12 protein-coding genes are annotated in these 11,869 nt (G+C 37.6%); 8 read left to right on the top strand and 4 right to left on the bottom strand.

Going from position 1 to position 11,869, the window contains the following annotated elements:
• The first annotated feature begins 175 nt into the window (after nt 1-175).
• From DPX34_RS05325 to DPX34_RS05295, 8 genes are all read left to right on the top strand, one after another.
• Nucleotides 176-1,189: a zinc-binding alcohol dehydrogenase family protein gene (locus tag DPX34_RS05325; protein ID WP_111977371.1), complete on the top strand. Its 1,014-nt coding sequence runs from the start codon at nt 176-178 to the stop codon at nt 1,187-1,189.
• Nucleotide 1,190: 1 nt separating this feature from the next.
• The gene (locus DPX34_RS05320; protein WP_111977370.1) at nt 1,191-2,024 is read left to right on the top strand and encodes an amidohydrolase family protein; all 834 of its coding nucleotides are present in this window, start codon (nt 1,191-1,193) and stop codon (nt 2,022-2,024) included.
• Nucleotides 2,025-2,031: 7 nt separating this feature from the next.
• The gene (locus DPX34_RS05315; RefSeq protein WP_111977369.1) at nt 2,032-2,967 is read left to right on the top strand and encodes an aldo/keto reductase; all 936 of its coding nucleotides are present in this window, start codon (nt 2,032-2,034) and stop codon (nt 2,965-2,967) included.
• Nucleotides 2,968-3,014: 47 nt separating this feature from the next.
• Nucleotides 3,015-4,481, top strand: coding sequence for a mannitol dehydrogenase family protein (locus DPX34_RS05310; protein WP_111977368.1), 1,467 nt, complete (start codon nt 3,015-3,017; stop codon nt 4,479-4,481).
• Nucleotides 4,482-4,682: 201 nt separating this feature from the next.
• A complete protein-coding gene (locus DPX34_RS05305) occupies nt 4,683-6,257 on the top strand; it encodes a sodium/sugar symporter (protein WP_111977367.1) in 1,575 nt (524 codons plus the stop codon).
• A 306-nt stretch (nt 6,258-6,563) separates the two neighbouring features.
• Nucleotides 6,564-6,728 carry a hypothetical protein gene (locus DPX34_RS21695; RefSeq protein ID WP_157964626.1) on the top strand — a complete coding sequence of 55 codons (165 nt, stop codon included), beginning with the start codon at nt 6,564-6,566 and terminating at the stop codon, nt 6,726-6,728.
• A gap of 269 nt (nt 6,729-6,997) precedes the next feature.
• Complete coding sequence (locus tag DPX34_RS05300; protein WP_111977366.1) at nt 6,998-7,441, top strand: hypothetical protein; 444 nt, start codon at nt 6,998-7,000, stop codon at nt 7,439-7,441.
• Nucleotides 7,442-7,901: 460 nt separating this feature from the next.
• Nucleotides 7,902-8,327 (top strand): hypothetical protein, encoded by a 426-nt coding sequence (locus tag DPX34_RS05295; protein ID WP_157964625.1) that lies wholly within the window; start codon nt 7,902-7,904, stop codon nt 8,325-8,327.
• A 359-nt stretch (nt 8,328-8,686) separates the two neighbouring features.
• Here DPX34_RS05295 and DPX34_RS05290 read toward each other — a convergent pair whose 3' ends face one another.
• From DPX34_RS05290 to DPX34_RS05275, 4 genes are all read right to left on the bottom strand, one after another.
• Nucleotides 8,687-8,896, bottom strand: coding sequence for a hypothetical protein (locus tag DPX34_RS05290; protein WP_111977364.1), 210 nt, complete (start codon nt 8,894-8,896; stop codon nt 8,687-8,689).
• A gap of 357 nt (nt 8,897-9,253) precedes the next feature.
• A complete protein-coding gene (locus DPX34_RS05285; protein ID WP_232824665.1) occupies nt 9,254-9,508 on the bottom strand; it encodes a hypothetical protein in 255 nt (84 codons plus the stop codon).
• A 280-nt stretch (nt 9,509-9,788) separates the two neighbouring features.
• Nucleotides 9,789-10,910 (bottom strand): transposase, encoded by a 1,122-nt coding sequence (locus tag DPX34_RS05280; protein ID WP_111977362.1) that lies wholly within the window; start codon nt 10,908-10,910, stop codon nt 9,789-9,791.
• A 415-nt stretch (nt 10,911-11,325) separates the two neighbouring features.
• Nucleotides 11,326-11,856 carry a hypothetical protein gene (locus tag DPX34_RS05275; protein ID WP_232824664.1) on the bottom strand — a complete coding sequence of 177 codons (531 nt, stop codon included), beginning with the start codon at nt 11,854-11,856 and terminating at the stop codon, nt 11,326-11,328.
• Between the last annotated feature and the right edge of the window lie 13 nt (nt 11,857-11,869).

Raw genomic sequence — 11,869 nt, 5'->3', positions numbered from 1 at the left:
CATCACTAAAAGATGAATTGTGATAGTATAAAATAAAGTTTATTGTTAACAATGTGTTTTGCCTGTATATTCATGAATTCGATAAATCATATATAAAAAATATTAGTGTTTATTGCAGAAAGTGTTAATATGTAAAACATAAGTGTTAAATATAAACGTTAGGTAAACAGATAACATGAAATCAATTGTTTGTGTCGAACCCGGTTTTTTAGAATCAAAGCAGGTTGACAAGCCTTTTCCTAAGCAGGGAGAAGTGTTAGTTAAAATTAAAGCGATCGGTATATGTGGCACTGATATTCATGCCTTTGGGGGTAATCAACCCTATTTTCAATACCCACGAGTATTAGGGCATGAGTTATCAGGCGTTATTGAGACGTTAGGTGAAGGGAGTAACCTAAAAGCGGGAGCATCAGTTTATATCATTCCTTATTTAAGCTGTGGTCAATGTGCTGCATGCCGTAATGAAAAACCTAATTGTTGTAGTAATATTGAAGTTATTGGCGTGCATCGTGATGGTGGAATGGCTGAATATATTGTTGTACCTGAATCGGCAGTAGTCCCGACAGATGGACTTGATTTTAAAGACATGGCATTAATTGAATGTTTAGCTATAGGTGCTCATGCGGTGAGACGTGCTGCTATAACTTCAAACGATACGGTATTAATATTAGGTGCAGGCCCTATTGGTATTGGTGCATTACAGTTTGCTCAAGTGGCGGGTGCACGTGTGATTGTTTCGGATGTTAAAGAAGACAAGCTTGCTTTTTGTCGTGAAGAATATGATGTATCTGGCACCGTTAATGCGTTAGGTGATATGAAAGCAGAATTAGAACAATTAACCGATGGTGAATTTCCATCTGTAATTATTGATTGCTCAGGTAACCCTAAAGCCATGGAATCTGCATTCTACAACTTAGGTCATGGTGGGCGTATTGTTTTTGTCAGTGTGGTAAAAGCGAGTATTTCATTTGATGATCCCGAGTTTCATAAACGTGAAACCACACTATTAGGGAGTCGCAATGCGACAAAACAAGACTTCGAACATGTGGTTGCGTGTATTCGTGATGGTCGAGTAAAAGGGCGCTCTTTTGTTACCCATACGGGTAAATTTAGTAATTTAATAGAAGATTTTACCCAGTGGGTAAAGCCTGAATCAGGCGTTATTAAAGCAGTAGTAGAGATGGATTAATATGAAAATAGATGCTCATCAACATTTTTGGCACTACACCGAAGCAGATTATGGTTGGATAAGTGCCGAACAAGGTGTTTTACAACGTGATTTTTTACCTGAAGATTTAGCTCACGTTTTAAATCAGTCTAAATTGGAAGGTTGCATTGCGGTGCAAGCTCGACAAACGTTAATTGAAACCAATTGGCTACTGGATTTAGCACAAGAATACGCCTTTATTAAAGGTGTTGTTGGGTGGATAGATTTAAAAAGCAAAAATTTAACAGAGCAATTAACCGATTATAAAGCGAATGCAAAATTGGTTGGGTTTAGACACGTGTTGCAAGATGAAATTGATCCTAATTTTATGCTAGAAGAGGCGTTTATTGCAGGATTGAAAACCATTGAAGCAGAAAATTATACATACGACCTGCTCATTTTTTCGCATCAGTTACCCCAAGCCTGTGAACTTGCAAAACAGTTTACGAAATTACCTATTGTTATTGATCATATCGCTAAACCTAAAATCGGTAATCAACAAGAATTTGCGGCGTGGCAATTAGGTATAAACACACTAGCTAAGCATGACAATGTATATTGTAAAGTATCGGGCATGGTAACCGAAGCGGATGTCAATAATTGGACCCAAGAGGATTTCACTCCCTATTTAACCGCCGTTTTTGATGCGTTTGGTCCATCTCGAATTATGTTTGGTTCTGATTGGCCCGTGTGTTTATTGGGCGGCGAATACCCACAAATTAAAGATATTGTGAGTGATTTTGTTAATCAATATTATCCCACTCATTTTGATGCAGTATTTGGTGAAAATGCCGCTCGATTTTATAAAATTCAGTAGGTAGATAATGCAATACAATAAATTAGGTAAAACCGAACTATCGCTGTCACAGCTTAGTTATGGCGCTTCTCCATTGGGTAGTGTTTTTAGAAATATAAGCGAAGCTGAAGGCATAAAAACCGTTCATACCGCGGTTGATTTAGGCATTAATCATATTGATGTATCGCCTTATTATGGTGCGACTGTTGCAGAAACGGTATTAGGTAAAGCACTTAAAACGATCCCGCGTGATAAATATATTTTATCCACTAAAGTGGGCCGTTATGGGTCTGAATTTGTTGATTTTGACTTTTCACCGCAAAGAATACGCAGAAGCTTAGATGAAAGCCTTAAGCGCTTGCAGGTTGATGGCGTCGATATTTTGTATTTACATGATATTGAATTTGGTCATTTGCAACAAGTTTTTGAAGAGGCAATACCGTGTTTACAAGCGTTAAAACAAGAAGGAAAAATTCGTTATTTAGGGGTAACCGGTTATCCAATTCATGTGTTTTCAGAAACCCTAAAGCATTTTGATATTGATTGCATATTATCTTATTGCCGCTATGCCTTACACGATACGTCGCTTGAAGCCTTACTACCTGAATTACAAAATAAAGGGGTAGGGGTTGTTAATGCATCCGCGACAGGCATGGGGTTATTAACCGAGCGTGGTGCACCAGAATGGCACCCTGGTTCTGCGGAATTACTTAAGGTTAGCCAGCAAGCGGTTAAATTGTGTTTACAGCACGGTGTCGACCCAACAGCGTTAGCTTTACAGTTTGCAATTAATCATCCCGCTATTTGTTCAACATTAGTCGGTACGGCAAATCCTTTAAACATTGAAAAAAATGTGAAATGGGCTGAACAAAAACCTGACGCTGAATTAGTTAATAAAATACGTAATTTATATAAAAATATAAATTGCACTTGGCCATCAGGTTACGAAGTTAATCAAGATTAATCGAATTTAACAAAGCGTATTTAAATTCAAATATTTAGGCTGATAAAATGAATAAATTAAACTTAGCCACGCTAAATGATATTGACGCGTGCAGCATTCCCAATTACCGCTTAACCGATCAAAATAAAAAAGTAGGACTTGTTCATATTGGGCCAGGCGCTTTTTTTCGTGGGCATCAAGCTTGGTATACTCATCAAGCGATCACTCAATATGGCGGTGATTGGTTAATTTCAGCTGTCTCTATGCGTTCTGCAGGCGTATCTGAAGCATTAACAGAACAAGATGGTTTGTATTCAGTTGCGGTGCTCGATAGCAAGACCGAGTTTGAAATCATTGGTTCGATTAAAGAGGTACTCATTGCAACTACTGAATTTGATAAAGTATTTGCTAGACTCACTCATCAAGACACGCAATTTGTCACACTAACGATCACTGAAAAAGGCTATTGTCTTGATAGTAAAGGAACGTTAGATTTAGATAACAAAGAGATCAAACAAGATTTAACCGGTACGCTACAACCCATTACGGCTGTGGGCATGCTAGCCAATGCGTTGCTCGACCGCTATAACAATAATTTACCGGCTTTTTGTGTTATCAGTTGTGACAATTTAACTGACAATGGCCATAAATTAAGAGCGGCTTTAATAAGCTATGCCAAGCAGCTTGACGAAAAATTTACCCTTTGGCTAGAAGAAAATTTAATCGCACCTTGCACCATGGTCGACAGTATTACACCGGCAACGGATGATGCACTTCGAACGTTAATATCAACAGAGCTCAATGTATCGGACAATTGGCCAATCAAGCGAGAGTCTTTTGTTCAATGGGTGATTGAAGATACATTACCTAAAAATAGACCGGCTTGGGATAAGGTTGGCGCAACATTAACTTCAGATGTGCGTGGCTTTGAAAATGCAAAATTAAGATTATTAAATTGCCCACATTCAACACTGGCTTATATCGGTGTTTTATTAGGTCATGAAACAGTTTATGACGCAATGCAAGATCAAGGCTTAGTCAGCTTTATTACCAACTTAATAAACAGCGAAGTCATTCCTTCGTTTACGCCGCCAAAAGAGCTTGATGTACAGGCTTACAGCCAAGATATACTAGCGCGTTTTAAAAACCCAGCTATTAGGCATTTATTGGCCCAGATCGCTTGGGATGGCTCGCAAAAACTACCCATGCGGATCCTCCCAATTATTGAACAAAATATAGCGGATGATAATGCAATTAACGGCTTAGGTGTTGCCGTGGCCGCGTGGTGTTTGTTTATTCGTAAGCGTTATATTAATAATGAAGAATTAGTCGATCCGTTACAGTCTGATTTACTTAAATTGGCTGCAGAATGTAATAACGATGCAGCACATGATATTGCGCTATTTGTTGGTTTTACCAAGGTATTCTCAACAAACTTACTTGAAAATAAACAATTTAAAGTGGCGATAGAGCAAGGGTATACAAAATTATTGCCTTTACTCAGTAACGATGGCGTCGATTTTACAACAATATAGCAAGTTAGAGTTTTAAATAAAAAGAGAGCGCTTGCTCTCTTTCATGTTTTTGCCACGTCTAAAAATGGCACTAGTAAAAAGACTATTGATTTTATATGTGAAAATAGAGTCTAATAGTGTTACTTTTGTTAAATAAATACAATAAATTGTTAACTTGTTTGGTTGGCGGTTTAACTTTACTGGTTGGATAAGGAACGATTAATGAAACTTGAAATGTTAGATACGAGCATATTCATTGCTTATGTAGTGGGCTTGCTCATTATAGCACTGTGGATATCTCGCAACGAAAAAGCTGAAGGGCGCAACACCGAAGATTATTTTTTAGCGAGTAAATCGTTACCATGGTGGGCGATTGGCGCTTCACTTATTGCCTCTAATATTTCGGCTGAACAAATTATTGGTATGTCAGGTTCTGGGTATGCACTTGGGCTTGCTATTGCCTCTTATGAATGGATGGCCGCCATAACCCTTATTATAGTAGGTAAATATTTATTACCGATATTTTTAAAAAATGGCATTTTTACCATGCCACAATATTTAGAACAGCGATTTGATAGCCGCGTAAAAACAACATTGGCGCTCTTTTGGATCGCGGTTTACATCTTTGTTAATTTAACGGCAGTTTTATGGTTAGGTGGCTTAGCTATTCAAACCGTTGCGGGTGTTGATTGGATGTTCGGCATGATTTTCTTAGCGGTATTTTCAATTGCCTATTCACTTTATGGTGGTTTAAAAGCGGTTGCTTATACCGACATCTTACAAGTTGTTTTATTGGTATTTGGTGGTTTGTTACTCAGCTATTTGGCCTTAGTTGAAGTATCTGATGGACAAGGTTTTATTGCTGGTTTTAGTGTATTAACTCATGAATTACCGGGCCACTTTGATATGATATTAAGCCCAGATAACGAAAACTACATGAACTTACCGGGTATTTCAGTATTAGTTGGTGGTTTATGGGTAATGAATATAAGTTACTGGGGTTTTAACCAATATATTATTCAACGTGCATTAGCAGCAAAAGATTTAAAAGAAGCGCAAAAAGGGATTGCATTTGCAGCTTATCTAAAATTATTAATGCCTGTTATTGTGGTATTACCCGGTATTGCTGCGGTTATATTGTATCCACAATTAACGTCTCCTGATCAAGCTTATCCTTCAATGATGGAGTTAATGCCTGTTGGTATAAAAGGCTTAGTGTTTGCGGCGTTAGTGGCGGCAATTGTCTCATCTTTAGCGTCAATGACGAACAGTATTTCAACTATTTTTACCATGGATATATATAGACCTTTACAACCTAATAAGAGCCAAAACCATTATGTACACATTGGCCGTATTGCAACACTTGTTGCATTGGGTTTAGCCTTAATTACAGCACAACCTTTATTAGGTCAGTTTGATCAAGCCTTTCAATATATTCAAGAATTTACCGGTGTATTTACACCGGGTATCACGGTTATCTTTTTAATGGGTATGTTCTGGAAGCGTACAACATCCCAAGGGGCTTTATCTGCAGCCATTGGCTCTGCTATTTTCTCTTTTGCATTAAAATTCACGTTCCCTGATTTACCATTTATGGATCGAATCGGTTTAGTCTTCTTATTATGTTTAGCATTAACCGTTGTTGTATCGATATTAACAGCAAGTAAAGAAGGCGATGAGAGCTCAAATCAAAGTGTAAGCTTAGATGAGGTCAGCTTTGCAACTGACCGTGGTTTTAATTTAGCCGCCATTGGTTGTGTGATCATCTTAACGTTCTTCTACGTTACTTGGTGGTAAACATCTGAGTGGTTAGTACAACTTAAACACTTAAGTTTAAAATGGGAAAGGGAGCTAGTTGCTCCCTTTTTTGTATTTATTGTTTAGATTTAGAAAAAGACGAAAATAAAATAATAAGTCGAATAACACGCTATTAATTACGAGCTTAATACTGAAGCCAGCTTCCTTTAAAAAGCAATTTCCTATAGCATTAACCATACCAATTTATAGTTGAGCGAAGGCATCAGCTTCGTTCAACAAGGCATTTTTCGATCACACACTACGTGACGCATGAATGCTAAATGTTATGTTTTCTAAGGATGGATTATGTCTAAAAAGCTAGATTATGAAATCAAAGGTACTCCAAAAAATCTTGTTGAAACGGAAGTATCTGAACCAGTAAAGCCTTCTAGTGGCGGTTTTATTAATTCAGTCCAGGGTTGGGGCAACACTAATGTAGATCATGAACATGATGCTGACAGCGCGCGCTAGAACTACTTGGAATATCATTTATGCATTAGTTGGTTTTGGGTTGTTTTTTTATTTTGTCTTTTAACTTAAAAACATAATAAGCCATTACAGCAGAACTTTTAACAGTTGTTTTTATGGTCTTAATTTAAGGTTGAATGTAAAGTTAAATTGATGCTAGCGTACTGACATTATTAAATAAATTTTAAGCAATACGGATATTTTAAAACGCTATTTGTGAATGGCTTATAAGAATTATTGGTATTAAGCTTTAGGCATATACAGGAAGTATTGTGTTAGATTCAAGACCAAATAAACCTCTCATACTAGGCGCACTATTCACTGCCGTTGCCGCTTTAGCTCATTTGGGCTGTATTATATTTGGTGGTGACTGGTATCGCTTCTTCGGTGCGGGAGAGCACATGGCTAAGATGGCTGAAGCCGGTGACTCTCACCCTACAATTGTTACATCTGTTTTAGTTTTACTTCTTGGTATTTGGTCTGTTTACGGATTGTCTGGTGCAAGGTTAATAACTAAACTTCCACTTCTACGTGTAGCTTTAGTTCTCATATCATTAATTTATGTATTACGTGGTGTGTTATTTGTTGCATTAATGCCTATGTTTCCTGAAAATAGCATTACATTTTGGCTTGTAAGTTCAGCAATATGTTTAAGTATCGGTATGTTATATTCAATTGGTACTTATCAAAGTTGGTCAAAGCTAAGTGCAAAATAGGCCTAAGTTGCCTAAACGGATAAAAAACAGTTGGCTTTTTGCTCGTTCCTCGGTTTATCGATGACTGTCCTGCATGAGAACTTTTGGTTAAGTTTGTTTATTTGATAGTACATCAACGGCGCACTGGCTGTCCCAGATAGTTATCTTTTCTTAGAGTGGCTGTCCCACACTAAATTGGCTTGAAAAGGCAAGCGAAGCACGGCTGTGTGAAATAAAAAAATAGAGTTGAATCAAACGCGTAGTTAGCTTAAATTAGGTTGTATAAAGCGAGCAAGTCATCGTAAATGGATAGAAAATGCAAATAACAGGGCTGCCAAGTTGATAACATCAATCAAGCTTAAAAAAGCAAATTCCTATAGCATAAATCAAACCAACCTCGTTGTTCATCTGCCCGTTCAACAAATGATTCATTCACACCACTACGTGTGAATGAATACTAAATGTTAGAGAATTGTTGGTTTTGAAAATTCCGGGAAATAAAGCTCTACTGTCAATTACAGTAGCAACGTTCTATTTTTGCTTTCAAGTGTTTATCATTTTATCGGCCTTGCAACTTAATGGTGCTTGTTTATCGGCAATGTGGCTTGATTCTTCCACAATTATTTCTCCTTATTTTTCATTTTTAACTAGCGTTCTACTTATACTTTTCTTTGGAGTTGTGTTGGGAGGGGTTGAGGTAGTTAGAGGTTCATTTAACAAATATGATTTAGTTTTCTATTCAATTTTCGTAATTGTTTTACTATTTTGGTTAAATGGCCTTCATGATCTTTGGCGTACATTTGAGTATGAAAAGGGTAACTTATCCAAAGCGGAATACTTTACAGAGCGTTATGCAATGTGGCCACAAAACTACGAGCACTCAAAGTGTTTGCAAAGCGACAAATAACAAATAAGAGGCACAAAAACACCCTTCAAGGACAGTCATCGATGGGTAGTCGATTCGCTTATGTAATATATAATTAAATCAGAGGTTTATATGTGCCTGTCCCGCATTGTCTCATTCGCCGTTATTTGCAACATAAAATCATCGAGGACAGGCTATCTAAGAAAAGATAAATTTAACCAATTTTCGCTATATTGTGTTTGATAAATGAGTGAGCTGATCGTTTTATTTATTCATTTTGATGGTGTTCAATACGCGTAAATTACGTTGGATAGGTGAGTTTATCTTTACAGGCATGACTATTTGCATCATTGCTGATGTTCTACGTGTTTTCTTGTTTAGGTGGTTAAATTGCAGATTCGCTAAGTGAGTGAGGCGGGGGTTGCATAGTAGCGTTGTGCAGCTTTGAGTTTGGCTATGCGTTTTACGTTTACGTGTTGGCTGTAGGTGCGCATTCTTTGCTCTGCGCCTAGGCTAAAACCAAACTGGTCTTCAATATGGCTTGAATATTCAAGCCAGTTATCAACGGTGATGTTCAGTCGCTTTAAAATCTCTGGTGTGTTGTCATTCATTTTACCGCGTTTGTTAGGTTTTAGTTGTCGGGCAGTCCAATCCACTAACTGTAAGTAGTTAATTAATTCATACAGCGAAACTATCGGGGACAGTCGCTCTAAGAAAAGAAAGATTTAACCGACTTTGGCTAGCACTATCTTGGACAGGCTATCTAAGAAAAGATAAATTTAACCGATTTTAGCTACATTATGTTTGATTAATGAGTTGGTTGATCGTGTTATTTATTCATTTTGATGGCTTTAAATACGCGTAAATTACGTTGGATGGATGAAGTTAGCTTTTTTAGGCGTGACTATTTGCATCGTTGCTGATGTTTTGAGTTATTGCTTATTTTGATCGGTAAGTATTTAGATTTGCTAACCGAATGCGGCGGGGGTTGCGTAGTAGCGTTGTGCAGCTTTGAGTTTGGCTATGCGTTTTACGTTTACGTGTTGGCTGTATATGCGCATTCTTTGCTCAGCGCCTAGGCTAAAACCAAATTGGTCTTCAATATGGCTTGAATACTCAAGCCAGTTATCAACGGTGATGTTCAGTCGTTTTAAAATTTCCGGTGTGTTGTCATTCATTTTACCGCGTTTATTAGGTTTTAATTGTCGGGCTGTCCAATCCACTAATTGTAAGTAGTTAATTAATTCATACGGAATATGAGTTGGGTTATTGCTGATAAATCATCGAGGACAGGCTATCTAAGAAAAGATAAATTTAACCAATTTTCGCTATATTGTGTTTGATAAATGAGTGAGCTGATCGTTTTATTTATTCATTTTGATGGTGTTCAATACGCGTAAATTACGTTGGATGGATGAAGTTAGCTTTTTTAGGCGTGACGGTTTGCATCGTTGCTGATGTTTTGAGTTATTGCTTATTTTGATCGGTAAGTATTTAGATTTGCTAAGTGAGTGCGGCGGGGGTTGCGTAGTAACGTTTTGCTGATTTGAGTTTGGCTATGCGTTTTACGTTTACGTGTTGGCTGTATGTGCGCATTTTTTGCTCTGCGCCTAGGCTAAAACCAAACTGGTCTTCAATATGGCTTGAATATTCAAGCCAGTTATCAACGGTGATGTTCAGTCGCTTTAAAATCTCTGGTGTGTTGTCATTCATTTTACCGCGTTTGTTAGGTTTTAGTTGTCGGGCAGTCCAATCCACTAACTGTAAGTAGTTAATTAATTCATACGGTATATGGGTTGGGTTATTGCTGATATGTGCATTACCGGCAAAGGGTAATAAATTAGCGGGTTTGATGCTATCAAGTGATGAAGCAATGGCTTGTTTATTTACCGTTTTGTCATTATCTGTTCTGTGATTATCCGTACTGTTATTCTCTATTTTGTCACTATCAGTTCTAACGTTGTTAACGTGAGGCTCGATTAAATGATTAGCCACGCCAATGCGCTCTTGAATTGAGGTGAAGTCTGATGTTTCGGGTGTATTGGCCATGTTGGCGCGTATTGGGTTTAAATCAACATAGGCCATGCAAGCCAGTATGGCGGTTTCGTCTAATAAAGCTTGGCTTTTAAAACGACCTTCCCAAAAGTGGCCTGTGCAATTATCTTCGCGGTTAGCTTGGCGAGAGATGAATTCGTTGAGGTAACGCATAAACCAACTAATATTATATAACCGTTCTCTAAACTTAGCTGCTTCTTGTTTTACAATGATTAAATCATTGTCGCTGATAATGTTGTTATCTAAATAACGTTGCACAACGGGCATGGGTTTACACAATAAATGCCATTGTTTTAACACCTCATCATCAGACCAGGCTAAAGCTATGTTACGGTCGACTCTTAACACTAAATGATAATGATTACTCATGATGGCATAAGCCGCGATATCAATCGCAAAAATAGTAGCGAGTTGTTTAATACGCGTCACTAGCCACTCGCGGCGATGCTCAAAGCATTGACCGGTTATGTTGTCTTGCCCACATAAAAAAGCGCGTCGCACACAGCGCGAAACACAATGATAATAAGCGGTGTCATCGAGCGATATTTGGCTTTTGCGGGCTTTTGTCATGATGATTAACACAGGTGTTTTTATATACAGCTAAGTTTGGTTGATATGGCCAATAAGTCAAGGTGGCGAGTGTTTTATTAATGCGTGTCCCGTATCACACCGTCCCGTATCAGTCATGATGATTAATACAGGTGTTTTTATATACAGCTAAGTTTGGTTGTTTTGGTTTATTTGTCAAGGTAATGGGGGATTTATTAATGCGTGTCCCGTATCACACCGTACGTCTCACACTATGTCCCACAAGATTGTTCATAAGCGCTTAGCATCATTGTAATGAAAATTATTCCTCAATAGCTAATGGAATAGATCCAACAATCTCACCGTTTTCGATTACAAATATTATATTGGCTATTGGCGCGTTACCGTAACTATCGTCATTCCAAGCATAATTATGTAGATAAACAAATTTACTTAATCAATTTTTGGGAGCATCTTGAGCTATAACCATTAACCCTGTTCTTCTAGCGATTGAAACAAATAGCTGTTTTGCATTTAATATTTTATGAGCTTTTTGCATTTGTTTTTTAGATAATATTGCTTCACTACTAAAAGGTTTTCCACTCGCGGTTAACACCTTATTGTCTAGTGATTTAGATAGCGTAAAAGTAACATCTATAGCTTCAATATTCGCAAAGGCTTTTTGTACCGTAGCATTTAAATCAACTTTATCGCTATCCTGGTGAGTTAAAAAGATAAAATTGTCTGGAGTATCGTATCCAAAACCGATGACAACCTCCGGTGATTCTTTAGAGCCAATTAACGTAGAGTAAACTGCACCATGTTTTATTCCGATCCAGTCGCCTGATTTAATGATTGGGTAAAATGTTCTTTCATTTAAATCGATTGAAACTTCTTTTTCCAAATGCTTTGGCAAAGGGGCTGTTTTTTGTTCTGCCATACTGGCTGCTGAAAATGTAGTTATTATCAGTAATAATAAAATTTTCATTGTGAATTCGAAA

Source organism: Algibacillus agarilyticus (assembly GCF_003286125.1).
In the GTDB taxonomy this organism is placed as follows: domain Bacteria; phylum Pseudomonadota; class Gammaproteobacteria; order Enterobacterales; family Alteromonadaceae; genus Algibacillus; species Algibacillus agarilyticus.
The sequence above is the reverse complement of the archived record's forward strand: the minus strand, read 5'-3'. Positions and strand labels throughout refer to the sequence as shown.

Coding starts and splice junctions, on each gene's coding strand:
- DPX34_RS05305 (WP_111977367.1), top strand. CDS start 4,683: ATGAAACTTGAAATGTTAGATACGAGCATATTCATTGCTTATGTAGTG.
- DPX34_RS05320 (WP_111977370.1), top strand. CDS start 1,191: ATGAAAATAGATGCTCATCAACATTTTTGGCACTACACCGAAGCAGAT.
- DPX34_RS05290 (WP_111977364.1), bottom strand. CDS start 8,896: ATGAATGACAACACACCAGAGATTTTAAAGCGACTGAACATCACCGTT.
- DPX34_RS05325 (WP_111977371.1), top strand. CDS start 176: ATGAAATCAATTGTTTGTGTCGAACCCGGTTTTTTAGAATCAAAGCAG.
- DPX34_RS05280 (WP_111977362.1), bottom strand. CDS start 10,910: ATGACAAAAGCCCGCAAAAGCCAAATATCGCTCGATGACACCGCTTAT.
- DPX34_RS21695 (WP_157964626.1), top strand. CDS start 6,564: ATGTCTAAAAAGCTAGATTATGAAATCAAAGGTACTCCAAAAAATCTT.
- DPX34_RS05275 (WP_232824664.1), bottom strand. CDS start 11,856: ATGAAAATTTTATTATTACTGATAATAACTACATTTTCAGCAGCCAGT.
- DPX34_RS05310 (WP_111977368.1), top strand. CDS start 3,015: ATGAATAAATTAAACTTAGCCACGCTAAATGATATTGACGCGTGCAGC.
- DPX34_RS05315 (WP_111977369.1), top strand. CDS start 2,032: ATGCAATACAATAAATTAGGTAAAACCGAACTATCGCTGTCACAGCTT.